The 25,551-nt window shown below is 40.8% G+C and carries 24 protein-coding genes; 15 read left to right on the forward strand and 9 right to left on the reverse strand.

All coding sequences use genetic code 11. The annotated features are described in order from the left end of the window. Positions 1-438 precede the first annotated feature (438 nt). Positions 439-1,665 carry a gliding motility lipoprotein GldJ gene (gene gldJ, locus B5Y40_RS16370; protein WP_394333191.1) on the forward strand — a complete coding sequence of 409 codons (1,227 nt, stop codon included), beginning with the start codon at positions 439-441 and terminating at the stop codon, positions 1,663-1,665. Positions 1,666-1,769: 104 nt separating this feature from the next. Here the strand turns inward: gldJ and B5Y40_RS16375 are convergent, their stop codons facing one another. Genes B5Y40_RS16375 through B5Y40_RS16385 form a run of 3 tightly spaced genes read right to left on the reverse strand, consistent with a single transcriptional unit; the run spans position 1,770 to position 5,189 of the window. Further along, positions 1,770-2,357 carry a hypothetical protein gene (locus B5Y40_RS16375; RefSeq protein ID WP_079687864.1) on the reverse strand — a complete coding sequence of 196 codons (588 nt, stop codon included), beginning with the start codon at positions 2,355-2,357 and terminating at the stop codon, positions 1,770-1,772. Between the two features lie 16 nt (positions 2,358-2,373). Next, complete coding sequence (locus B5Y40_RS16380; protein WP_079687865.1) at positions 2,374-4,776, reverse strand: TonB-dependent receptor; 2,403 nt, start codon at positions 4,774-4,776, stop codon at positions 2,374-2,376. 38 nt (positions 4,777-4,814) lie between these two features. Further along, a complete protein-coding gene (locus B5Y40_RS16385; RefSeq protein ID WP_143785794.1) occupies positions 4,815-5,189 on the reverse strand; it encodes a hypothetical protein in 375 nt (124 codons plus the stop codon). A gap of 164 nt (positions 5,190-5,353) precedes the next feature. Here B5Y40_RS16385 and B5Y40_RS16390 point away from each other — a divergent pair, with 164 nt between their 5' ends. From B5Y40_RS16390 to B5Y40_RS16400, 3 genes are all read left to right on the forward strand, one after another. Next, entirely contained in the window at positions 5,354-5,683 is a 330-nt protein-coding gene (locus tag B5Y40_RS16390) for a tRNA-binding protein (RefSeq protein WP_079687867.1), read from the forward strand. Positions 5,684-5,686: 3 nt separating this feature from the next. After that, positions 5,687-8,125 (forward strand): bifunctional UDP-N-acetylmuramoyl-tripeptide:D-alanyl-D-alanine ligase/alanine racemase, encoded by a 2,439-nt coding sequence (locus B5Y40_RS16395; RefSeq protein ID WP_079687868.1) that lies wholly within the window; start codon positions 5,687-5,689, stop codon positions 8,123-8,125. 129 nt (positions 8,126-8,254) lie between these two features. Next, the gene (locus B5Y40_RS16400) at positions 8,255-9,184 is read left to right on the forward strand and encodes a sulfite exporter TauE/SafE family protein (protein ID WP_079687869.1); all 930 of its coding nucleotides are present in this window, start codon (positions 8,255-8,257) and stop codon (positions 9,182-9,184) included. Between the two features lie 2 nt (positions 9,185-9,186). Here B5Y40_RS16400 and B5Y40_RS29670 read toward each other — a convergent pair whose 3' ends face one another. Next, positions 9,187-9,339: a hypothetical protein gene (locus tag B5Y40_RS29670; protein ID WP_159453723.1), complete on the reverse strand. Its 153-nt coding sequence runs from the start codon at positions 9,337-9,339 to the stop codon at positions 9,187-9,189. Between the two features lie 114 nt (positions 9,340-9,453). Between B5Y40_RS29670 and B5Y40_RS16405 the strand changes: the two genes are divergently transcribed. From B5Y40_RS16405 to B5Y40_RS16435, 7 genes are all read left to right on the forward strand, one after another. After that, complete coding sequence (locus B5Y40_RS16405) at positions 9,454-9,684, forward strand: FeoA family protein (RefSeq protein ID WP_079687870.1); 231 nt, start codon at positions 9,454-9,456, stop codon at positions 9,682-9,684. A gap of 4 nt (positions 9,685-9,688) precedes the next feature. Then, positions 9,689-11,812 (forward strand): ferrous iron transport protein B, encoded by a 2,124-nt coding sequence (gene feoB / locus B5Y40_RS16410; protein WP_079687871.1) that lies wholly within the window; start codon positions 9,689-9,691, stop codon positions 11,810-11,812. A gap of 72 nt (positions 11,813-11,884) precedes the next feature. Beyond that, complete coding sequence (locus tag B5Y40_RS16415) at positions 11,885-12,265, forward strand: tellurite resistance TerB family protein (protein WP_079687872.1); 381 nt, start codon at positions 11,885-11,887, stop codon at positions 12,263-12,265. A 14-nt stretch (positions 12,266-12,279) separates the two neighbouring features. Continuing rightward, positions 12,280-14,199 carry a peptidylprolyl isomerase gene (locus B5Y40_RS16420; RefSeq protein WP_079687873.1) on the forward strand — a complete coding sequence of 640 codons (1,920 nt, stop codon included), beginning with the start codon at positions 12,280-12,282 and terminating at the stop codon, positions 14,197-14,199. A 70-nt stretch (positions 14,200-14,269) separates the two neighbouring features. Beyond that, on the forward strand, positions 14,270-15,409 hold the full coding sequence (locus B5Y40_RS16425) for a 5-(carboxyamino)imidazole ribonucleotide synthase (RefSeq protein WP_143785795.1): 1,140 nt from the start codon (positions 14,270-14,272) through the stop codon (positions 15,407-15,409). A gap of 7 nt (positions 15,410-15,416) precedes the next feature. Then, a complete protein-coding gene (gene purE, locus B5Y40_RS16430; protein ID WP_079687874.1) occupies positions 15,417-15,929 on the forward strand; it encodes a 5-(carboxyamino)imidazole ribonucleotide mutase in 513 nt (170 codons plus the stop codon). Positions 15,930-15,990: 61 nt separating this feature from the next. Next, positions 15,991-17,259: a tellurite resistance TerB family protein gene (locus tag B5Y40_RS16435; protein ID WP_079687875.1), complete on the forward strand. Its 1,269-nt coding sequence runs from the start codon at positions 15,991-15,993 to the stop codon at positions 17,257-17,259. A gap of 65 nt (positions 17,260-17,324) precedes the next feature. Here the strand turns inward: B5Y40_RS16435 and B5Y40_RS16440 are convergent, their stop codons facing one another. From B5Y40_RS16440 to gpmI, 5 genes are all read right to left on the reverse strand, one after another. Further along, the gene (locus B5Y40_RS16440; RefSeq protein ID WP_245840586.1) at positions 17,325-18,308 is read right to left on the reverse strand and encodes a TerC/Alx family metal homeostasis membrane protein; all 984 of its coding nucleotides are present in this window, start codon (positions 18,306-18,308) and stop codon (positions 17,325-17,327) included. Positions 18,309-18,475: 167 nt separating this feature from the next. Further along, the gene (locus B5Y40_RS16445; RefSeq protein WP_079688467.1) at positions 18,476-18,892 is read right to left on the reverse strand and encodes a Fur family transcriptional regulator; all 417 of its coding nucleotides are present in this window, start codon (positions 18,890-18,892) and stop codon (positions 18,476-18,478) included. Positions 18,893-18,894: 2 nt separating this feature from the next. After that, the gene (locus tag B5Y40_RS16450) at positions 18,895-20,685 is read right to left on the reverse strand and encodes an ABC transporter ATP-binding protein (protein WP_079687876.1); all 1,791 of its coding nucleotides are present in this window, start codon (positions 20,683-20,685) and stop codon (positions 18,895-18,897) included. Between the two features lie 31 nt (positions 20,686-20,716). Next, on the reverse strand, positions 20,717-21,322 hold the full coding sequence (locus B5Y40_RS16455) for a hypothetical protein (protein WP_079687877.1): 606 nt from the start codon (positions 21,320-21,322) through the stop codon (positions 20,717-20,719). 1 nt (position 21,323) lies between these two features. Beyond that, entirely contained in the window at positions 21,324-22,850 is a 1,527-nt protein-coding gene (gene gpmI, locus B5Y40_RS16460) for a 2,3-bisphosphoglycerate-independent phosphoglycerate mutase (RefSeq protein WP_079687878.1), read from the reverse strand. A 158-nt stretch (positions 22,851-23,008) separates the two neighbouring features. On the opposite strand from gpmI, the gene B5Y40_RS16465 reads away from it, so the two are divergent. From B5Y40_RS16465 to B5Y40_RS16480, 4 genes are all read left to right on the forward strand, one after another. Continuing rightward, a complete protein-coding gene (locus B5Y40_RS16465; RefSeq protein WP_143785796.1) occupies positions 23,009-23,446 on the forward strand; it encodes a DUF4783 domain-containing protein in 438 nt (145 codons plus the stop codon). Between the two features lie 52 nt (positions 23,447-23,498). Next, complete coding sequence (nadC, locus tag B5Y40_RS16470; RefSeq protein WP_079687880.1) at positions 23,499-24,359, forward strand: carboxylating nicotinate-nucleotide diphosphorylase; 861 nt, start codon at positions 23,499-23,501, stop codon at positions 24,357-24,359. Between the two features lie 34 nt (positions 24,360-24,393). After that, a complete protein-coding gene (locus tag B5Y40_RS16475) occupies positions 24,394-24,876 on the forward strand; it encodes a YcxB family protein (RefSeq protein WP_079687881.1) in 483 nt (160 codons plus the stop codon). 128 nt (positions 24,877-25,004) lie between these two features. Beyond that, on the forward strand, positions 25,005-25,478 hold the full coding sequence (locus tag B5Y40_RS16480) for a regulatory protein RecX (protein WP_245840590.1): 474 nt from the start codon (positions 25,005-25,007) through the stop codon (positions 25,476-25,478). Positions 25,479-25,551 lie beyond the last annotated feature (73 nt).

Below are 25,551 nucleotides of genomic sequence, written 5' to 3' on the forward strand. Positions count from 1 at the left end.
GCGTTGATCATCAAAACTTTTTGATACTTGGGAGAATAAAAAACTTCTATGAAAAATCCATCTGTATAATAGAGGAAAACCTTACAATCAGCAAGAACGCGTTGCATCAGATAATTACCGTGAAATGTGATGATGTCGCACTTCTTTTCGAAGGTCATAACTCTGAAATCGTCAAGGGTAAACATATTCGTTAGTTTTGAAACCTATAATCGAAAATGTATGCCATTCGCTTTAACCTTCGAAAATGTCAACTAAACGGAACTTCTACCATGCCAGACTTCCCAAAACTGGATGTTGATTTCCCGAAACAATGAAATCGGATTTACTTCGTTTTATACGCACCTGTTTTCCCTTTTATCAAAGATTCACTAATAACATGCGACTGCTTGGAAAACATGGGATTATACCCTTAATTAGCATTTGGATTAAAATCTAGAAATGAAAATGAAGTATTCTTTCAGGGTTCTTTTGTATGTCGTTGGCGGATCAGTTGCCCTGTCTGCCTGCTCACTTTTTGGAGGCAAAGGCGGCAAGCCGACAGCCTCAAACCCGGGTCAGATGAGTTCAGCCACAGGCTTAGCTTATAATGACGAAGATCAGGGCGGATTTATGGTAAATCCATACGAAGGTCAACCTGATGCACCAAATATGGTGTTCATTGAAGGTGGACGTGCAGTAATGGGTTCCTTTGAAGAAGATGTTATGTCATACCGCGACAACATCGAAAGAACAGTTTCTGTTGCTTCATTCTATATGGATGAAACAGAGATTGCCAACATTCACTGGTTAGAATACTTACACTATCTGGCAAAAGATTCTTCACAAGAAGCTTACCAGGCAGCCCTTCCCGATACAATGGTATGGGTTGGAAAATTAGCATTCAACGATCCGTATGTTGATCACTATTTACGTTATCCTGGCTTCCGTTATTTCCCAGTAGTGGGTATCACATGGAATCAGGCTAATAAATATTCAGTATGGAGAACTCGTGCTGTAAACATTAAGCTTGCAGAAAACGCAGGTGAAGAATATGCAGAAAGCGATGGACGTATTCCATTGGAATCTGGAATCGTGGTACCTGCTTACCGTCTCCCAACAGAGGCTGAGTGGGAATACGCAGCACAAGCTTTGATAGGAACACAGTGGTTAGAAGAAATGCAAACACACCAACGCATTTATCCTTGGGATGGTCACGCAGTACGTAACCCTTATGGAAAACAAATGGGTTTCATGTTGGCTAACTTTAAGCGTGGTCGTGGTGACTATGCTGGTATAGCTGGCCGCTTGAATGATGGTGCGTTGATTACCTCATATATATATGAGTTCCCTCCAAACGACTACGGCTTATACAATATGGCTGGTAACGTGAGTGAGTGGGTACAAGATACATATCGTCCTACAACATACCAGGATTTTGATGACCTTAACCCAATCAGAAGAGATGGTTTCCTTGATCCGTCATCTGGTTACAATAGTGATGCAGAAAAGAATCCTGAAACATTTACATCCCTTATCAACGACAATGCTCGTGTATATAAAGGAGGTTCATGGAAGGATGTAGCATATTGGATGTCTCCAGGTACAAGAAGATATTTGGATAAAGATTCAGCAACAGCAACAATCGGTTTCCGTTGCGCAATGATCAGAGCAGGATCGAACTACTAAGATTTTATACCCAAAAAATAAAAGAGGCCGGTGTCATAACACCGGCCTCTTTCTATTTATGCAGTTGATTGATGTATAGAATAGATATATAGCTATACTTTTTGTTAATCAATAACTTGAACAGGAAAGGTAACATCCATATCACTTTCACCTGGACCAGGACAAACTCCTGTTTTCTGTCCAGGTTGATGACGAAGTACGACTTGTACAGTTCCTACACTTCCGGATGCACCTGCTACCCATGTATTACTTAACCCTATAGGGAGGTTATTGTCATCTTTGTCGGCATATGCTACCGCTACATCTGTTCCACTGACTGTAAAGCAAAAAAGGTGAGCATTCTTCTCTTCTTTAATCTCGAGTGTAACATCATCCACAGGATTTTCTGTTTCATTCAAGACAGTAATGGCTCCGGTATAGGTAACGCCTTTTTTTAATTGTGCTACTGTGGGAGTGATAACGGGTGCTACACTCCCATCTCCATCGGCATCATAAAACTTCAATTGCACTGCAGAGACTCCGCTACCGGAAGCAGGAGTAAGGTCAACGATCAGCGTTGTGATAACTTCCTCTTCGTTTGTAGGAGCAGGATCATCGTTACTACAAGATGAAAGCAACATTGTTGCAAGTAAAAAAGCGGAAAATAAAAACCGAACGGTGTTCTTCAACTGATAAGGTTTGTTTGTCTTCATTGGTTTTAAATTTTGGTTAGTTGTTTTTAGTAAAATTGTATTTAAGTCTTAGCATGATATTTCTTCCCAAATCGTCTGCGTAGTAGCGTAGCCTGTTCATATAGTTACGATACGATGTATTCAGTAAATTCTCACCACTAAGGGTAATGGATAGATCATGTTTCCAAATGTGAATCTTTCCTCCGGCTTCAATATTCAATAGTGTATAGGCATGTGGCGCAGGCATAAAATCAAAATTCTGATTCCCTACATAGCTTGGTATATCTTTTGGGTAAACCGTAAGTGGAGCGCGGTACTGTTTTAGAGTGGTTGGTATACTTACGGATATATATAGTTTTTGGAACTGACCTGTGTTATTAAATGAATACCTCAAAGCATTTTCAAGCTGCGTTGGAGGGATAAGCGGTAGCTTATCATCTCTGGTGACATCGCGCGCGTATAAGTATGAAAATTTTCCGGTGTAGGTGAGATGTTCCGTTATACTGAAATTCACCGAAGCGTCACCTCCTACAAACAGGGCGTCCGTTTGCTTATACTTAAAGACGGGGAAATATCCACGAATTGTGAGCCGTGTTTCCGTAGGTTGTAGATATATATATTTATCGATGAGGTTTACAAAAGCTGTAATCTCGAAACCTATCTTCTCCGTAACAAACTGATATGTATTACTCCACTTTTTAGAAACTTCTTTTTTTATTGAAGATTGATCTGCGGACCAATCGCCATTTTGTAGCATTAATCCTTCCTCAACAGAGGCTGTTCCATGGTGGAGCCCTTGGCTATATAACTCACTGACATGAGGGGGCCTTGAGGACATACTTATATTTGAAATGAAGCGTGACTGTTTGGTAAAAAAGTAAGAGGTTCCAATAGATCCGGACAGGTAGTCAAAATTGAAAGTTGGCTTAATAAGATCATTTTGATTATTAAAAGTAAGCACCTGAAGGTATTGATGATCGAAGCGTGCCCCGAGTTCCAGTACCCAATTTTCCTTTCTTAGTTTTTCGATGAGGAAAAGTCCGCCAGAGTATAAATTATAGTCTGGTATAAGTGGAACTATACCCGTACCAGGTTCATTACTATTATTTCTAAACGTACCATTTATACCTATACTTCCCGACCAGTTTTTGATGTTATGTTCCAAAGAGGCGTCTATTACATTGCTGAACAGATCTAATGACAATGCTGGTATATCACTGCGGCCGCCTCTTCGTATATCAAATTCTTTACGTTGATTGTATTGTGCTCCGTACAGTATATTCAACTTCCCCAGTCCCTTGATTTCTTTTGATGCTTTTACCTTCAGTAGCTGGTGATTTATTTTTTGTCTTGGATTATTGATGTCATATGTGAAATCTGCAACATACCAGGGTTGTTGATTTTCGATAGAACTCTGAAGGTCATTTAAGTTTCCGGTGTGTGCGCTTCTTAGAATACCAATTTGCGTATTGAAGCTGCTGAAGTAAATTTCAACTTGCTTGTCATTCTTTTTATAGCCAAGTGTTCCTGAGAAGTCATATTCATGAACACCCGTGTTGGAGAGATTATAGTTTGGCGCCTGAAAATCTCCTGCCTTTTTACCGGTTCCTTGTAAACGCCAGCCCCAGTTCTCGCTCTTTTTAAATCCACCTTCTACCATTGCCGAAGCAACGCCAAGCCGTCCGTTAGACATCAGGCCTATATTTAGTTCTCCTTTTAATGTATTGGTGTAGCTTAGCTCAGGAGTGTTTACAAGAATTACTCCACCAATCGCATCTGCACCGTAGCGAACAGTCTCAGCACCTTTAACAACTTCTATTTCGGAGGCAATGAATGGATCAATCTCGGGAGCATGTTCGATTCCCCATTGCTGCCCCTCCTGGCGTATGCCATTGTTTAATACAAGAATTCTATGACTATGTAATCCTTGAATAACAGGCTTAAATATAGTCGGACCGGTATTCAACGAACTTACTCCCGGAAGTTGCCGTAATAGTTCCCCCAGGGATTTTCCTTTATTCGCATCAAGTTGCTCCGATGATAAAACACTTACAGATTGTGATATAGCATGCTGTTGTGCGTGCTCTCCCTCCACCACAATTTCATGCAGAAGTTGAAAATCTTGTTCCAGGGTAATTTTGATTGCATTGGTCATGGGTATATCTACAGTAACGATTTTATCTTTATACCCTATAAATTTTATTGATATAGTATATCTTCCTGCACAGAGGTTATCGAACGTGAATGTTCCATCTGTAGCAGCAACGCTTCCAAGGTTTATGGATTCAATCCAAAGAGCAGTTCCTACTAACGCGTTTCCTTCATTGTCCTTTACACTCCCTTTCAATGAAAGATTGCAAGACGGAATCTGTGCAAAACAGTTAGCGGCGAGAATAAGTATAGCAACAAAAAAAAGTATCCCTCTCAATATCTGCAACATGGTTGCAAATATATGAATAGAAATAAAAAAAGCATGTTTTAATCTACGATATCCTGAAGTTTATACTTCCTGATGATATAATATAGGAAGTTGAAAGAGAGCACATCGTCTTCGTTGCCTGCAGGTTTGGCCACATTTTTTGGAGATTCTGACGGTAAAGTTGTGCGGGCTGGAGAGCTTCTGAAGCTCGAAGAATCACGCGATATAGTTGTTGACTTGGCGTTGTTGGTAACGCCGCTGGCACCTCCGGAAGGTTCTCCTTCGCCACCAGGATAGTAATTTATACGCTCTTTTTCAGGTGAAGCAGTCGCTCCATCAAAGGACGCATCCTGAGCATGAAGCATAAAGACTCCTGCTGGAGTCATAATACTCAAACAAGCCGTAACGAATATATGCTGAAGTTTAAGCTTCATTCCATTTGTATTTAGGCTTCAAGGCGCTTAATGATAACGCCAGAATTTTATTTTTTGTTTCCCCAAAGTACAAAATTAAACATGTAATGCCATTTCTTTGAGTGTAACTTCAGTGGGTTAATTCAAATTTATAGGGAATTTTATAGTTTTTAAACATTTTAGCCATGTTAACGTGGGAAGATTTTTTGAAAATTGATTTGCGAGCAGGCACCATTATCCGGTCGGAATCGTTTGCAGAAGCCAAGAAGCCAGCCCTCAAAGTTTGGGTTGACTTGGGCGAACTTGGTATTAAACAGTCAAGTGCTCAGATAACGAATCACTATACTCCCGAGCAATTGATAGGGAAGCAAGTGATTTGCGTGGTTAACTTTCCTCCAAAGCAAATCGCGAATTTTGTTTCTGAAGTTTTAATAACGGGTTTCCCGGACGAGAATAAAGCAGTTGTTTTGAGCACTATTGACAAAAAAGTACCGAACGGTGCTCGCTTATTTTAAACCATGATTCACTTTTCACAACTTCCAAATATAGCAGGAGGTAAGATCCTTCTTTACTCTGAAGACAGATCTATAAGATCGCTCATTATTGATAGTCGGAAAACTACAGCTATACCGGATACTTTATTTTTTGCTATAACAGGCGAGCGACATGATGGTCATCGCTATATCCGTGAATTATATACCAAAGGTGTTCGTCAATTTATATTGGAGCATGGCATTGAAAATTTGGAAGAGCTTCAGGGAGCTAACGTTTTACAGGTCGAATCGTCAGTAGATGCACTTCAGAGTATAGTAGCATTTCATCGATCGCAATTTTCAATTCCGGTGATTGGTATTACGGGTAGTAACGGGAAGACGATAATCAAGGAATGGCTATTTCAAATGTTATCCAAGCAGTTGAGTGTGGTTAAAAATCCGGGAAGCTATAATTCACAGGTAGGGGTGCCGTTGTCAGTATGGCAAATTCAATCGCATCACCAGATTGGAATTTTTGAAGCGGGTATATCCCGTCCGAATGAAATGCAGAAATTAGCGCGCGTTATTAGGCCAACGATCGGTATATTTTCAACGATCGGGTCAGCGCATGATGAAGGCTTTACGGATCGGGAACAAAAAATACAGGAGAAGCTAAAGTTATTTGATCTCGCGGAAATTGTTATTTATTGCAAAGACCATCAGCCGATCGATCAGGCTATAGCTGCGAGTAATCGAAAATGCTTTACATGGGGTTATTCGTCCGATGCGAATATAGTTGTTGTCAAAAACGCATCTGATTTTACGGTCTCTTACGAACATCAGAATTTCTCATTGTCATTACCCTTCTCTGATCCTGCGTCAATTGAAAACTGTTTTCATTGCATAGCGCTTTTATTGTGGTTGAAGTACGATCATATATATATACAGGAAAGTGTAAAGACCCTGCGCACTGTACACATGCGGCTGGAGTTGAAAGAAGGTATCAATCATTGTCAGTTAATCGATGATACTTATAACAATGATTTAGCCGGACTTGAAATAAGTTTGCAGTTTCTCTCACATCAACATCAGCGTACACGCAAGCGCGTTATACTATCTGATATACTTGAATCCGGACTCGATAAAAAAGACCTTGTCAGACAAATAGCAACGCTAATCGACCAAAATAAAGTTGACAATTTTATAGGTATAGGAAGCGCGCTCGCAGAGTATAAAAACATGTTTCATTCTAGCGCTTCGTTTTTCGAGACCACAGAAACGTTTTTAAATACGTTTGACACAGATCATCTTCATGACGAAATGATTCTTATAAAAGGCGCACGCAGTTTTCAATTCGAAAAAATTGTGAGTCGTCTGCAACGTAAAGTGCATGGCACGGTGATGGAAATAAACCTCGGGGCGCTTGTTCACAATCTTAACTTTTTTCGCTCACGTTTAAATTCGTCAACGCGCATCATGGTAATGGTGAAAGCATTTGCGTATGGAAGTGGCAGCAATGAAATAGCAAATATACTGCAGTATCATAAAGTAGATTATTTAGGAGTCGCTTACGCGGACGAAGGTGTAGACCTCCGGAAGAATCACATTACACTTCCCATCATGGTGATGAATCCATCGGAAGAAAGTTTCGATTCAATTCTAACGTACAACCTCGAACCGGAAGTATATAGTTTCAAAATTCTCAAGGCCCTTATATATTTCCTCAATGGTAAACCCTGCAACGTTCATGTTAAACTCGATACAGGAATGCATCGCCTTGGTTTTGAGGAAAGCGATCTGGATGAACTCATCCGGTTATTGGTTGCAAATCCTACCATCAAAGTAGCTTCTATATTTAGTCATCTGGCAGGAGCGGATGAATCTCAACACGATACTTTCTCAACACAACAGGCGGAGAAATTTAAATCATGGGCTGATGCTATAGCTGCCGTATTAGGATATAGGCCACTATATCATATACTCAATACACCTGGCATTTTGCGCCTTGCTAATTTTCAATTTGACATGGTTCGCCTGGGCATTGGGTTGTACGGTGTTGATCCTACGGCTGAAAAATTTCAGGAGTTAAAACCTGTAGCAACATTGAAAACAATCGTATCACAGGTGAGAAAAATTAATAAAGGAGAAAGCATCGGGTATGGAAGGAGAGGCGTTGCAGGACATGACTTGACATTGGCAACAATTGCTGTTGGATATGCAGATGGATTTAGTCGCGCATTTAGCAGAGGTGTTGGTCAAGTGCTTATTAACGGGAAGCGTGCTCCTGTCATGGGCAATGTATGTATGGATATGTCGATGGTTGATGTAACAGGAGTTGATGTAAAAGAAGGTGACGAGGTGATCCTGTTCGGAACGCAGTTGCCCATTCAAGAAATTGCGTCTTCTATAAAAACTATTCCCTACGAAATTTTAACGAACACAAGTGAGCGTGTTAAGCGCGTTTTTGTTGCCGAAAGCATTTAAAAATCATCTGAAAGGCATTTTATCAAAATTTTAGCCCCTTTTTTCTCCGAATATTTGGCCGTTAATGTCGGTGGCTTCATATTTGTATACTAGATCGATAGAGAATAGAGGATAAAGACATTATTTGAAATGGAAAGACAGCAATCATTTGAAGAAGTAACGACTTTGCAGGCACCTCAAAAGCCTTCCTTTAACTGGAAGTATGTTTACATTTCGATCATCGTAGTGGTTTCTGTTTTTACGTTAGGAACGATTCTATACTCTTACAATTTTATTGAAGTAGCAGGCTCCTGGATCAGTCAGCTTAATGAAGATTTTTATTTGTTCATCGTAGCGGGCTTCATTGCTCAGATGATTGATGGTGCATTAGGCATGGCCTATGGTGTGAGTGCATCTACGTTCCTGCTTTCCTTTGGAGTTCCACCCGCAGCAGCAAGTGCCAGCATACATACATCGGAAATTTTCACCAGCGGAGTTTCAGGACTCATGCATTTGAAATTTCAAAATGTAAATAAAAAACTATTCAAGACTCTCCTGTTGCCAGGTGTTATCGGTGCCATTCTTGGTGCATATGTGTTGTCTTCATTGGAAGAGTATAACATTTATATAAAGCCGTTCATAGCGGCATATACACTTTATTTGGGCGTTATAATTATCAGGAAAGCCATTATCGGGAGCAGCAAAAAAATTAAAACGAAAGCTATACCGAAGCTTGCAACCTTTGGCGGATTCATGGATTCTATAGGAGGCGGAGGTTGGGGGCCAATCGTTTCCTCTACATTGATTGCCGGAGGCCGGCACCCGCGCTATACCATTGGCTCTGTAAACCTCACTGAATTCTTTGTAGCTCTCGCGAGTTCTATAACTTTCTTTGCAGTGATAGGACTTAGTCACTGGCAGATCATTGCCGGACTTATTGTGGGGGGTATAATTGCAGCCCCTATAGCAGCTTATTTTTCAAGCAGGCTTCCTATTAAACGAATGATGATTCTGGTGGGATGTATGGTTATACTCGTTAGCATTCGCATCATCTTTGTAAGTGTCAGTTCTTTCTTGTGACGCTAGCCACAGCCAAGGTTTTTCTTTAAGTCCCGTGAAGGAATGCCTCCAAAGTCAAAAGAATTTTCTTCGGAAGAAGAATCCTCTTTTACGGGTTGAGATTTAGGCTCAGGTTTCTCTTTCGCTTTCTTTAATTCCTTCTTTTTCTTTGTCATTTCCAGCATTGTCGATGCTATAACAACATCACGGATCTAAAAATAAATCATTTGCTCAAGACTGGAACCACCCATATCTTTGCCTTGTTTAAATTTAATCTAAATAAGTCGGGGATGACGCGGTTAAAAAATGTTTCTCAGATGAAACCTGGCGAAGTGGGCATTGTGGCTGGATTTACGGATGATCATCTCTCTGTAAAACTGATGGAAATGGGTTGTCTGCCAGGCGCTTCGGTGCGTTTCAATTTTACTGCTCCATTTGGTGATCCGGTGTGTATCAGTGTTTCAGGCTATGAACTTTCGCTTCGGCTGGATGAAGCTGCGACCATCTCAATCCTGAATTAGTGTAATGGCCTCCGGTAAACGTTTAAAGATTGCATTGGTCGGGAATCCGAATTCGGGCAAATCATCGTTGTTTAATTACCTTACTGGTCTCAATCAAAAGATAGGAAACTTTCCAGGAGTTACGGTTGAAAAAAAGACTGGCGCCTGCTCGCTTCTTGATGGAAGCGTTGTAGAGATTGTTGACTTCCCCGGCATTTATAGTATATATCCACGAAGTCTGGATGAGCAAATTGTTTCTGAAGTATTGCTTGACCATCATTCTTCCGCTACACCCGATAAAATTATTGTTGTTGCAGACGCCACAAATTTAAAGCGCGGCCTACTTCTGTTGACGCAAGTAATAGATATAGGCTTGCCAACGATACTGGTGTTAAACATGATGGACCTCGTAGCAAAGGCCGGCATCAGTTACGATCTTCAACTACTTTCTAAAAAACTGGGGGTGCCGGTTGTTCCTATCAACGCACGCAATGGCATTGGTATAATTGAATTAAAAACTCAATTGGCAGCAACGCTGCCAGTGTCTGATAAAACAATCTTTTCTATCTGGGATGATGCAAAGCTCCCTGTGAAACAACTTCGCGATCGGGTAGGAATCGACAATGATTACGAAGCATATTTATTTCTCGAGCAGCCCCAGTCACTTGGGTTCCTAAATTCAGAGCGGAAAAATATTGTTGATCAGATCAGATCAGAATATAAATTTTTCCCCGGTAAATTTCAGGGCGCTGAAACGATCCATCGCTATAGCTTCATTCAAGATTTGCTGAATGAAATCACACTGAAGGCCTCCGTTGATCAATCCTGGAAAAAAAGGTCCCGTCAACTTGATCTTATACTCACACACAAAGTGTGGGGCTATCTTATATTCTTCGGAATACTCTTCCTTATTTTCCAGGCAATCTTTGCGTGGGCCACGGTGCCTATGGATTTTATCGATGGTGCATTTGCTAATCTCAGTCGGTACATAAGTTCTGTATTACCCCAAGGGCCACTCACAAGTCTTTTAGCAGAAGGTGTTATTCCCGGACTTGGTGGAATTATAATTTTCGTTCCGCAGATCGCTATTCTCTTTGCTTTCATTTCAGCATTGGAGGAGTCAGGCTATATGGCACGCGTTGTTTTTCTGATGGATAAAATGATGCGCAAATTTGGTTTGAACGGAAAGAGTGTTGTTCCATTAATGTCTGGTGTAGCGTGTGCTATACCAGCCATCATGGCTACACGCACAATTGACAATTGGAAGGAGCGTACCATTACTATTATGGTAACACCATTGATGAGTTGCTCTGCACGATTACCAATCTTCACAATTCTGATTGCACTTATCGTACCCGATCAAAAAACACTTGGATTCTTTAACCTGCAAGGTCTCGCGCTCATGGGACTATATTTGCTTGGCTTTGTTGCTGCGATGGGATCCGCATGGGTAATGAAACTAATCATCAATGTAAAGGAACGGAGTTATCTGATGATGGAACTTCCTACCTATAGAATTCCCAAATGGTCGAATGTAGGCTTTACTATTCTTGAAAAAACGAAAGCATTTGTGTTGCAAGCCGGTAAAGTAATTATGGCCATCACAATCATTCTATGGGTATTGGGAAGTTATGGTCCCGGAGACAGAATGAGTAAAGCAGAAGAAGTGGTGCAGGAGCAAACAAAGAATATGCGACTGACTGAAGAAGGAATGGCTGATCGTATCGCTGCTTATAAACTCGAAAATTCATATGCTGGTATAATCGGGAAAGCTATAGAGCCAGCGATTAAACCTTTGGGTTATGATTGGAAAATAGGTATAGCATTGATCACATCGTTCGCAGCACGTGAAGTGTTTGTAGGTACCATAGCAACCATCTATAGCATTGGAAGTGTGAAGGAAGATGATGAGACTACAATCAAAGCCCGCATGAAAGAAGAGATTAATCCGGATACCGGAGGTCCACGCTTTACACCGGCTGTAGGATTTTCACTTCTGGTCTTTTACACATTTGCTATGCAATGCATGAGCACACTTGCAGTGGTATACCGTGAAACGCACGGCTGGAAATGGCCAATGATTCAACTGGTGTATATGACAGTGCTTGCTTACGTATCTGCGCTCGCAGTCTACCAAATTCTTTCGTAACCGATATTTTATCGACAACCGTTCTGAATTGTGCCCTCATAATTCATAACTTACGCATGTCAATTCTCTTTCATGAATAAGAATTACCAACTCGGCTTGCTATATCTTGTTAAACTGCTTATCGATGCAGACGGGATTGCTGATGAAAAAGAATTGGAGGCTTTGCGCCTGATAAAAAAGCATGAGCAGATATCAGATGATGTCTTTCTTGAGTTCGAGGATGCGTTGCAACAATTTAATGAGCGCAAGGTGTATGAAACCGGTATCACGCTCATCAATGCTTGTAGCCAGGAAGAAAAGCTGAAAGTATTTGCAACGCTCTACAGACTTTCAGAAGCCGATGGCCGCGTTCATGTTAAGGAAATAAAATTATTACTATACTCTATCAAAACAGCCGGAATGGAATTCGACGATGTAGTAAATTACGCCCGGTCTTTACCTTCGATCTTTTAATTTCCATTGATACTATGATAAGAATTGTCGCATCAGGCATAGCTCTTTCCCTGATCATGTCTGTTTTGATTTCCTGTACGAAACCAAAACAATCCATCAACAAATTTTCAGATACAGTTTTTGTTAAGATTGCAGATTTTCAGGATCGAAGATTATCAGATAGTCTATATATATACTTTAAAAATGAAAATGCAGCGTACCGAAAAGATGCTGTACTTGCATTTGCTTCTATCCAGGACACGACCGCTATAGATGCACTTCAGGAAGTATTGTTGAACGATACAGATTCTTTGGTGCGACAAGCAGCAGCCTATGCGTTGGGTCAGACTAAAAGCAACAGGAGTGCCGTTGCACTTGCCACAGCCCTTAAAAAGGAGAAGCTTAGTTTTATTCTTAAAGAAATATTGGAGGCCTATGGGAAGGTGACCTCGCGTTGGGATTTAACCGTAACTCCTAAAGACTCAATTGTAACAGAAGGATTAGCATTGTCATATTATCGTGCCGGTCTTAAGAAAACAATCGATAGTACATTTCATAAAAGAGCATCCGAACTTTTACAGAAACCAAATACAGAACCAACACGACTTGCTGCAGCTCACTATTTTGCCAGAGGTGCGAACGGATTTGACAGGTATGAGAAAGCAATACTCCATGCTGCGCGGTATGATCTCTCATCTGATGTACGGATGGCATCTGCATTAGCACTCGGAAAAATTAAATCCGATTCATCGCGAGTAAATCTTGAATATATAGTGAAGAGTGATGCTGACTACCGCATTCGTGTAAATGCAATTCGCGCGCTTCAAAGTTTTCCTTTCACGAAGACTAAAGTAACGCTGTTAAATACATTAACCGATGAACAAGTAAATATACCAGTAACAACATCGGAAGTAATAAAAGAGGTCATCACAAAAGATGATTGGAAGGAAGTGGCATCGATCGCGAAGGTTGCATCCAATCCACGCGTGCAGGCAAACCTATACGAAGCAGCGCTGCGCGTAAGTGATGATAAAGCACTTGCAGAAGAAATTGCCAATCAGGTTAAGTCTGCATCAAATCCTTACAAGAAGTCAGCATTTTTATCAGCACTTCAACAATCGGTTATGATGTATGCATTTGTAGAAGAGCAATTATTCGCAGCGGACACACCCGTTGTTAAATTGTCTGCAGCGGCAGCATTGGTGGCCATGAACTACCATAAAGATTTCAAGCCCTCTTTGCAAAAACATTTTTCTGATATATATATAAAGGCTTTACAAACCGGTGATGCTGCAGTTATAGGAACTATAGCGGGCGCGCTGATGGATTCAACATTACGATATAAAAGTATAATGAAGGATTATACATTTTTGTACGATGCAAAAAAACAGTTAAGCCTTCCGAAGGATAATGAAGCACTACAAACTTTGGAAGCCGCTATAGCATTCTTCGAAGGCAAGAAAAATTCTCCTCCCGTTCAGAATGAATTCAATCATCCGATCGATTGGAAACTTGTAAAGTCCATTCCGAAAAATCAAAAAGTAATGGTGCGTACAACGAAGGGTGATATCATACTGAAACTTTTAGTGGAGGAAGCACCCGGTTCTGTGGCGAACTTTGTAGCGTTGCTCAATCAAAAATATTTTGATCAGAAATTCTTCCATCGTGTGGTTCCTAATTTTGTTGTACAGGCAGGATGTAATCGTGGCGATGGATGGGGAAGCGAAGATTACTCAATTCGCTCAGAGTTTTCATTAATAAGGTATAAAACCGGAAGTGTAGGAATGGCGTCTGCGGGAAAAGACACCGAAGGTACACAGTGGTTCATTACACATTCGCCAACACCACATCTTGATGGCCGATATACCATATTCGCAGATGTGGAAAGCGGAATGGAAATCGTGCACCTGATAGAAGTAGGCGACCAGATCCTGGAAGTATCTTTCGTTCAGTAATAAATGCCTCTTTGGATTTCTGTGAGGCAAAAAGATATGATTAACTTCGCCTCCAAAATCAGTATCACCATTGAGCTTTTCTTTTCAACAAAATTTTAAACTTGGTGTTCTCGGTGGAGGACAGCTGGGGCGGATGCTTATTCAGTCCGGAATAGATTTCAACATTCCTTTTTCAATTCTTGATCCGGATGAGCATGCGCCTTGCTCAACACTTGCTGAATTCCATCATGGCAAGCTTACAGATTTTGATACCGTGATGAAATTTGGCAGCGCGTGCGATGTCATTACAATTGAAATTGAAAACGTAAATACGAAGGCACTGAAAGCACTGGTGGATCAGGGCAAGAAAGTATACCCACAGCCTGAAGTTATTGAGTTAATTCAGGATAAGAGAATTCAAAAAGCATTTTATCGTGACAACGGTATACCTACTGCTGAATTTATACTGGTTGAAAACGCTACTGAAGTAAAACAGAATGCTACATTTTTACCCGCTGTAAACAAGTTGGGGAAAGAAGGATATGATGGTCGCGGTGTACAGATTCTTCGCGAAGAAAAAGATCTTGCGAAAGCATTTGACGCTCCAGGCCTTCTTGAGAAACTGATCGACTTCGATAAAGAAATTTCGGTGATCGTTGCCCGCAATGAAGCGGGTGAAATTAAAACATTTCCGGTAGTTGAAATGGTTTTTCATCCGGTGCATAACCTGGTAGAATATTTATTTGCGCCTGCAGATATATCAAAAGCTATAGCGCAGGAAGCAGACACTATAGCTTGTAAAATCATCACCACACTAAACATGGTGGGTATATTAGCGGTCGAAATGTTTGTTACCAAAGATGGCAAAGTACTTGTGAATGAAATTGCGCCACGCCCACACAACAGCGGTCATCAAACTATAGAAGCGAATACTACTTCTCAATATGAACAACATCTTCGTGCCATCCTGAATTTACCTTTAGGCGATACAAGTTTATGTATACCGAGCGCTATGGTAAACTTGCTAGGTGAAGCAGATTATTCCGGGTTGGCCAAATACGAAGGCTTTAATGAAGTTGTAAAGCTTCCAGGTGTACATGTACATTTATACGGTAAACGTTTTACAAAGCCTTTCCGAAAAATGGGACACGTTACAATCGTTGATCACGATGTAGAGCGCTTAAAAGAGAAAACCAACTTCGTAAAAGAAACATTGAAAGTTATAGCCTGATATATATATGAGCAAACCTGTAGTCGGCATTATTATGGGCAGCCAGTCTGACCTGAGAATTATGAAAGAAGCAGCCGAAGTGTTGGATGAACTTGGTGTTGTATATGAGTTAACCGTTGTATCAGCACATCGTACACCCCTTCGCATGGTTGAGTATGCAACGGATGCCCGTAGTCGCGGTCTGCAGGTAATTATAGCAGGCGCTGGTGGCGCGGCACATTTACCCGGTATGGTTGCTTCACTTACGTCATTACCTGTGATCGGAGTACCGGTGAAGTCGTCCAATTCAATTGACGGTTGGGATTCTGTGCTTTCAATTTTACAAATGCCCTCAGGTGTTCCCGTTGCAACGGTAGCGTTAGACGGCGCCCGCAATGCAGGTATTTTGGCAGCTCAGATCATCGGAGCATCCGATCAGACATTGGCCAGTCGATTGGATGAATTCAAAAAATCGTTGCAATCAAAGGTGGAAATAGCAGCGAAAAATATTGAAACAAAAGGCTGGAAAAGCGCTTTATAGGTAATCTGCTTATTGATTGATTTTTTTTCTGTAAATTCCGATTGCAGAACTATATCCGGAAATGACCCCCCGCGAAAAAGGTTGGCTTGAAGAGTATCTGAAATTCCGGAAGGAATTGTTACAGGATCTCGCTACGGAGACAAAGCGAAAAGCTTCACATCCGGAAAAGTCTCTCTATAGGGTAATTCAACCTACCGGCCTGATGTATGGGCAAATCGTTGGAGATATAGACTTGCCAGGAAGCGAGCATTGGGATGAGAAAGATCGAATGAAGATCCTGCTCGCGGAAAGTCTCATGTGTAGTTCACTCCTCTTTGAAGATAAACCTGTTAATAATCCTGATGACCTTTCCCGTGTATTTTTAAAGACACTGGAAAGCGTGAGTAACTTTTACAATAATATCTTTCCAGAGCTTTCTATACCTACAAAAACACTCTTCGGTAGGAAGAAGACTGTGATTGAACTTGTTGAGAAAATCCTTGACAAACGCATTGAACATACAAGTACATTTGAAGGAAACTTCTGGGAGTACTTTTTTCACAATACATTGTTGTTCCTGGATGTATTCATCTTTGGTCAATGGATACACACCAATGCTGATAAAGTAGTAGCAGACTTCTTTCGTTATGAGCGCGATGAATTACGATTCTCTATCGTAAAAGTTATAGCCTCCGCTGCACATGCCAATAAGGAAATTGCATTTGAAGAAAAGAGACTGCTGGAATATTTTCTGCAGAGTACAGATCTATCGCACGAACGCAAAAAAGAAGCCGTACAGATTTTTGAAGAAGGTATAGCAGTTGAAGACATAAATCTTCCCGCGGAGAATTCGTGGATCTTAAAAAAGTTCTTTCTTGAATTAGCAATTCTTACGTTGTGGGCAGACAAGAAAGTAGAGCAGTCTGAATTGGACTATCTGAAAAGTTTTTGTCATTACCTGGGCTTTTCTGATGAAGACCTTGAGAATAGTATGATTGCTATAGAAGGGTTTGTGCTGGAGCATTGGGAGCAATTAGAACACCTTCAGAACAAACAAGACTTTCACCAGGTGAGCGAGCAATTTATAAAGCGTGTAGCGCGTGTGGCTGAACGAAATAAAAGTCGTTTGATAAAAGAAATTCACGAGCGCGAAGATGTACTCAACCTGTTACGAAAAGCTCGGTCCAATGAGCTTACGCTTGATGAGAAAGAGCGAATGAGACTGGAGTTAATTCAAATGATGAAAACGCTTCCTACGTTTGTGATCATTGCCCTGCCTCAGAAATTTTTAACACTTCCGATTTTATTGAAAATCCTTCCAAGAAATTTATTTGCAGAGGGAGTTAGCTAATGAACACGAAGTGTTTCAGCTATGTATAACTGCTTGTCTTAATTGGAGTAGTGATGGATATATACTTAGTCTTCCTTTTCTTCAACTTCAGTTTTACGCGGAACGATAACAGAGAAAATAATGGAAAGTGTAAGTGTAGCGATGATCACTGCAAACGACAGGTAAACATTCACATCGATATCAAATATCTCCAATAGCATTTTTGCGCCAATGAAGAAAAGAATGATGGAAAGTCCTTTTTGTAAAAGATAGAACTTGTCGATAATCCCTGCGAGCAAGAAGAACATAGCACGCAGTCCCATTACAGCAAAGATGTTGGAGGTATAGATCAAAAATTCATTCTGCGTAATAGCAAATGCAGCAGGTATTGAATCGACAGCAAAGATCAAGTCAGTAGTTTCAATCAGAATAATCACCAGGAAAAGTGGCGTAAACATTAGCTTACCGGCTTCTCTCACCACGAACATTCCGCCATGATCATCTTTCGTTACCGGAAGATACTTGCGACTTAATTTCATGATCGGATTTTTCTCCGGTTCAATCTTCTCGTCACCGTCTTCAAAATAAATGCGGATACCAGAGTAGAGCAGGAATACACCGAAGATGTAAAGGATCCAATGAAACTTATGGATGAAGTATGCACCTACGAAAATGAAAAATCCGCGGAACACAATGGCTCCTAAAATTCCCCAAAAAAGTGTTTTATGATAGTACTCTTCCTTAACCTGAAAATATTTCAGGATTAAAAGAATTACAAAGATGTTATCAACTGATAAAGCATACTCAGTGAGGTATGCTGAGAAATATTCCACTGCACCTTCTGCTCCGCTATCATCGTATTTATATATGAAAAAGCCGAACATTGTAGATATCAGCACCCAGAAAATGGATTGATACAGCGCTGATTTTGTAGAAATTTTATGAGCCTGTTTATGAAATAAACCCAGGTCAAGCACCAGAAAAAGAAGAATAATGACAGCGAAGACGCCAAAAAGAATAGTCTCCCGTTCGCTCTGGTTTCTAAAAAGGGAGAAGAGGAGTATGTTCACCAATGATGACAAAGGGGGTTCTTTCAGTTAATGATTAAAAGCCTATAAACATTAAAAAATCACATTCTTGGAAACATGTGAATGCCAAAACTACAAATATATTTCAATCTCAAAAACTTCGCATTCGATTTATACGAAGTCAATCTCTAAAAATAGCAGATTAATTTTTACTGAGAGCAGCGTTCGCAGATACCTTGGATTAAAAGATTGACTTCGCTGGCCCGGTAGCCCTTGGGTAATTTAACAACGGGTACTTCAATTTCCAGGCAATTGGTTTGGCCGCAGCTGGTGCATTTAAAATGGACGTGGTCGTGATGATGTCCTGTTTTGCTGCAAGCATCATTGCAAAGCGCATATTTTAAACTCCCTTCGTCATCGAGGACTTTATGAATGAGTCCTTTGTCAAGAAAAGTTTTTAGTGTCCTATAAACCGTTACCCGGTCAAGCTCATTATTGATTTCTTTTTCAATGTCCCCATGAGAAAGGGCATAATCCTTATTCAAAAAAAGATGAAGGATCTCCTGGCGGCTGGGAGTGGAGCGCAACCGGAATGTTTTCAGTAAACGATCGGAAGGAGCATTCATGATCATTGCAATTGTAACTTCAGCAAGTTACTATAAATACCATTATTGAGCTGCGTTAGTTCAGCGTGCGAACCAGTTTCTGCCAGCATGCCTTCTTTGATTACAAAAATACGATCGACTTTTTTAATCGTGCTGAGGCGGTGCGCAATGATGATGGAGGTACGTCCTTCCATTAAAGTTTCGAGTGCCTGCTGAACGAGAACTTCAGAATGGGCGTCTAGCGAGCTCGTTGCTTCGTCAAGAATTAAGATCGAAGGATTTTTGAGGATAGCCCGGGCGATAGCAATACGCTGCCGCTGACCGCCGGAGAGTTTTACACCACGTTCGCCAACAACCGTTTCAAATTTTTCGGGAAACCTTTCTATAAATTCGAGCGCATTGGCTTTACCAGCCGCTTCGCGGATCTCATCGACAGTGGCATCCGGTTTTCCATAGGCAATGTTTTCGAGGATGGTGCCGCCAAACAGAATTACTTCCTGCGGAACGATACCTATATTATGACGATATGCCGTCAGGTTGAAATCGTAAATATTTTTATCATCAACTTTTATTGCGCCCGTGTGGATGGAATAGAATCGCATTAACAAGTTTATGATGGTTGATTTACCTGAACCACTCTGGCCAACCAATGCTATTTTTTCTCCAGGAGCAATGTTAAAGTTAAGTCCTTTTAGTACTGTAAAATCAGCACGTGTAGGATAAGAAAAGGAAACATCTTCAAAAGAAATTTTACCCTGTAGTTTGATTGGTGCAGACACTGTACTTTCTTCTTCATCCTTCTCTCCAAGAATGTCCAATACTCTTTCCGATGCACCAATAGAACGTTGCAGTTGTGAATATATATCTCCTAAGCCAGCAATTGAAAACCCGATAAACGAAGTATATAGTATAAATGAGAATAGCTCACCCGTTGTAATTTCACCGGTCTGTACGAGTTTAGCGCCATACCAGCCTACAGCAACTATACCACCGAATACTACAAAGATTATAAACGAGACAAACAGACTGCGGTAGCGTGCGCTGTGCAGTGCTATAGATACCACTTCGTTGATTGTTTTGGTATAACGCTTGATCTCAAATAATTCGTTTGTAAAGGATTTAACAACGGAGACAGATTGAAAAGATTCTTCTACTATGACATTGGCCTCTGCCAGTTTATCCTGCGTTTTCTTCGAAAGCTTTCGAATAAATTTTCCAAAGATTAAAGCGGAGAGTACAATGACCGGGAACGTTAAAAGCATGAACCCGGTAAGCGTTGGGGCGAGGTAAAAAATAATGACGGTTCCTGTAATAAGTGTAATTACCTGGCGCATGAGTTCAGCGAGTGTAAAACTAAAAGCGCCCTGTAATGTCTCAATATCCGACACCATTCTGCTCATGAGTTCACCTACGCGCCTGTTATCAAAAAACGTTAACGGCATCCAGATAATTTTTCTGTATATAGATTTTCGTACATCAGCCATACCGCGTTCTGTAACGATCGAGAAGGTATATACTCGTATGAATGAAAAGATACCTTGAACGAAAAGGATGGCAAGCAAGGCAAGCGCTGCCTGGTTGATCGTAGAAAAATATTTTGGTTTTCCGGAAGCTATATCCAGTAACTCACCTGATAAACGTGGAAATGCCATAAGTGTAACGCTTGACAGAACCAACGCAATAAGTCCGAATATAAATAAGCTTTTATAAGGCAGCATGAATTTAAAAATGCCTGTAAGTTGTTTCAGGCTGTTTTTATTGATGCGCCTTTTCTCTTCTTCCCGTAGCGGTTCTCCGCTGTTTCGCTTTGCCATACTTCTTTTTGAATCTCGACTTACTTACGAGTTATTGCAGGGTAACAATTCCCTTGATTGAGAAAATTACTGTATCTCCTAAAAACATTTTTTGACCTCCTGTAACAGAGTAGGATGAGAGTACCGGTTTATTGTTCAGATCCTGAAAATTCATAATTAAAAAACGGGAACTGCTATAAAGAGAATTTACTTCATTGAATTGTGCCTCTATCCGCTTTATATTTTCTGGCCGCCCATAGTAATATATCTTCATCGAGCGCACCGGCAATTCTTTATCCGTTACAATGGTTTTTATTTTCAGATTGCTTTTATTGTCAGGCAATCCATCTTCTACTTTATAGGCACCTTTATTAATGGGCTTATTCAACGTTCTTAACTCCCGGAATATATCCAGTTCATCAATCCATCCGATTGAGTCAACAGGATGAATAGTTTTTGTTTCTTCCTTCTCACCAAGCTTTGCAAATTTTGTAACAGACGCTTGCGCATTTGTTAAGAAACGAATCTGTGCTGTAACAAGGCTATCCACCGGATAGTAGCCTTGATCGTATTTGCCTCTTTGCTCACAGGCGCTGATACAACATGCGAGTATCCCTACCGTGGCAAAGAGACGAAAAGTGAAAAGGACTTTCTTCAATTTAGTTGTCCAATAAAATATTACCTGTCATTTGTGGAGGAATGGTTATCCCCATCAACGTAAGAATAGTAGGAGCAAGATCGCCCAACTTTCCATCCTTTAGTTTTCCGCTATACGCACCGTCAACAAGTATACATGGAACAAGGTTGGTAGTATGCGCTGTGTTCGGTGTTCCATCTTCGTTGATCATCATATCAGCATTACCATGATCGGCAATGATGATGGTGCTGTATCCATTTTTTAAAGCAGCCTCCGTTACTTGTTGTGCGCATGCATCAACAGTTTCAACGGCTTTAACAGCGGCTTCAAAAACTCCTGTATGTCCAACCATATCCGGATTAGCAAAGTTGAGGCAGATAAAATCAGGTTCCTGTTTATTTAACTCAACAATGATTTTATCCTTAATCTCATTCGCGCTCATCTCTGGTGCCAGATCATAGGTGGCAACTTTTGGTGAAGGACAAAGTATTCTCGATTCACCAGTGAAAGCTTCTTCTCTTCCGCCTGAGAAAAAGAATGTGACGTGTGGATATTTTTCAGTCTCGGCAATACGAATCTGTTTTTTACCAGCCAACGACACAACTTCACCCAATGTTTTTTCGAGATTATCTTTGTCGAAGATCACCTTTACATCTTTGAAAGAATCATCATAGTTGGTAAGCGTTACATAGTATAGAGGCAATGCCTTCATTTGTTGTTCAGGGAAATCCTGTTGTGTTAACGCTTGTGTAATTTGTCTGCCGCGATCAGTGCGGAAGTTAAAGCACAGTACAACATCACCTTCATTAATAGTACCAACGGGTTGCTGATTGCTATCAACCATAACAATCGGCTTAATGAACTCATCCGTTACGTTTGCATCGTACGATTGCTGTATAGATTTTAAAGCATCAGTAGATTTTTCTCCGACCCCTTTAACCATTACATCATATGCAAGCTTCACGCGCTCCCATCGCTTATCGCGATCCATAGCATAATAGCGGCCAACAATGCTGGCAAGTTTCCCTGTGGTCTTACTCAAGTGATCTACGACTTCCTTAACATATGCAAGTCCGCCCTTTGGGTCAGTGTCGCGACCATCGGTGAAAGCGTGTACAAATAAATTTTCAATGTTATTATTCTTGGCGATTGTGATGAGGCCTTTCAAGTGCTCAACGTGTGAGTGTACACCACCATCCGAAACCAATCCGATGTAGTGAACATTTTTGTTATTCTTCTTCGCATAACCAAACGCATCCAGCAACACTGAATTATGATCGAGCTCTTTATCTTCTATAGCTTTGTTAACGCGTACAAGATCCTGGTATACAACACGTCCGGCACCAATGTTCATGTGGCCAACTTCAGAATTTCCCATCTGACCGGCCGGTAAACCCACCGCCAATCCGGAAGCTTCAAGCTTACTGTTCGGATACTTTCCGTATAAAGAACTTACAAAAGGTGTCTTTGCTTTGTCAATCGCTGATACAGCTTTGTTGGTAGCGATGCCCCAGCCGTCTAAGATCATCAGCAATACTTTTTTGTTCATGAGGTTGAATTTTAATTCTGGACTTTAAATATGCGGCGCAAATATAACGATGATTTGCACGATCGTAGACTGTAATATTTAACGCATTTTGAATGTGACATCAGGGTAAACGATTGAAAAACCGCCCCTACTGTTATAATTTCATTATCTTGCAAAGCGTGGCACAATTTTGGCCGCACAACAAAGTTGCCATGAAGGTGAACAAATATATTTCGTCAGTAGTTTTCGCGCTTATTAGTTTTCATGCTGTGTCCGTGATGGCACAAAGCAATGATGTGATCAGCCAGGTGAAGGAAACCATTAAGGCGGGTAGCGCAAAGGAACTTTCTAAGTACCTGAATCAGACCGTGGATGTAACCATCGATGATAAAGTTGAGTCCTATAGCAAGGCTCAGGCTGAATTTATATTCCGCGATTTCTTTAAGCAGCATCCTGCTAATGAATTTAATATCATCCATCAAGGGCAATCGAAAGGCGGACAACCCTTTGCGATCGGCCAGTATAAGAGTGGCACAGAGACACACCGTGTATTTATGAAAATAAAAACGGTGGGCAATCAGCAGCTCGTACATGAAATTTCCTTTGTAAAGGAATAACCAATTTCAGGGTTGTAAATAAAAAATTCAACCCTTCCTCTATTTTTGTACGGTGAAACCGTATTACATCACAGAAGACTTCCTCGATCAGTTTATTGCTTCAGCCTTGATTGAAGATATAGGTGATGGCGATCACTCTTCACTTGCGTGCATTCCATTTGATGCGACAAGTAGAGCTCGCTTGCTCGTAAAGGAAGATGGAATATTGGCGGGAGTGGCGTTAGCACAAGATATTTTTAAACGTGTGGACCCGGCCTTAAAAACCGAGATCTTCATTCAGGATGGTAATCCTATAAAAAAAGGAGATGTGGTGCTCATTGTTTCGGGCCCATCAAGATCCATTCTTACAGCAGAACGCCTTGTGCTCAATTGCATGCAACGCATGAGTGCTATCGCTACCAAAACGCATCACTTGTCGTCTATTATAGTGGGCACAAACGCCATGCTTCTCGATACACGTAAGACTACCCCGAACTTCAGATTGCTTGAAAAATGGGCTGTGCTGATAGGCGGTGGAAAAAATCACAGGATCGGACTTTATGATATGATTATGTTGAAAGACAATCATATTGATATGGCTGGTGGCCTTGAACAGGCAATCATTCGAACAAAAGATTATCTTCGCGCCACCAATAAGAACCTGAAGATTGAAATTGAGACCAGGAATCTAGACGAGGTGAAGGAAGTGCTTCGAATTGGAGGTGTTGATACCATTATGCTCGACAACATGAGCCTGCAAGATATGAAGTCGGCAGTGGCATTGATCGGAAGTAATTATAAGACTGAAGCCAGCGGAGGCATAACGGAAGAGAATATACGAAGTGTAGCAGAATGTGGCGTTGACTTTATATCGGTTGGCGCACTAACGCATTCGGTAAAAAGTCTTGATCTGAGTTTAAAGGCTCTTGCGTGATAAGAGCTATAGAATAAAAACTGTGAATTAGAATATGATCGTTAAAACCAAAAACTACAAACTCGAAAAGAAAGTCTACATCAGCGTAGCACTTAAAAATATACTTAAAAAGCAAGGATGGATGGCAGGGCTCGGAGCGTTGGTTATTTGTCTCGGCTATGTTATACCAGGTCTTCAAAGCATCTGGTGGTTTATCGCTGCATTTATAGGTTTGGGTTTATATCTGCTCTTCTGGTGGATACAGTTCTATGGCGTAACGCAATTGGAACAAGGAAAAATGTTGTTTGAAAAATTCGTTTATGAGATCAGCAGTCAGCAGATCTTGATGAAGATCAATCCGCGCGAAGGTATGCCTATTAAGTGGGACCAAGTGCAGGCAGCAGAGATCGGCAAAGATTTCTTTGTGCTATATATTAATAAAGCGCAGATTCTTTACTGGCCATTTAGAATATTCAATACTGAAAACGAGCGTAAATTCGTGGCAAGTATTCTGAAAGCAAAAGGGCTTCTGAAGTAGCATTCTTTTGAGGCTGCGAGCTTTTTAGTATATATCTGCGTTAGTTATTTTATTCCAGCTATAGGATTAAGAATGTTGATGCTGACTGGGATGAATTCGTTAAAACTTTAACTCACGAACAAAGCATTGTGCAGCCGAAGAGACTTTCACCATCTGAAGCCAAGCAAAAAATATATCGCTATTGTGCTTACCAGGAACGTTCGCACAAAGAGGTACGCGATAAACTCTATGAATACGGGCTCTACAAAAGCGATGTCGAAGATATACTATCGACACTCATTACGGATGGCTTTCTAAACGAAGAACGTTTTGCAAAAGCTTTTGCAGGTGGAAAATTCCGGATGCAGCATTGGGGGAGGTTGAAAATCGTCAATGAACTAGAAGGGAAAGGTCTTACAAAGAACTGCATTAAAATAGGCATGAAGGAAATTGAAGATGATGCCTATATACAAACGTTACGGGAAATCCTTCAAAAAAAATCCCGCCAACTCGAAGAAAAAAATCCGTTTATAAAGCGCGACAAAGTTGCCCGCTACGCAATTCAAAAAGGCTTTGAGCCTGAACTGGTATGGACTCACGTAAAAGAACTCGTGAAAGATTGATACGGTTTGTAGTCTTCGCGACAAATTTATAGTCTCATAAAATCCACTTTTGCACTCTTAGTCGTACATCAGG

The organism is Ohtaekwangia koreensis (assembly GCF_900167975.1).
Taxonomy (GTDB): domain Bacteria; phylum Bacteroidota; class Bacteroidia; order Cytophagales; family Cyclobacteriaceae; genus Ohtaekwangia; species Ohtaekwangia koreensis.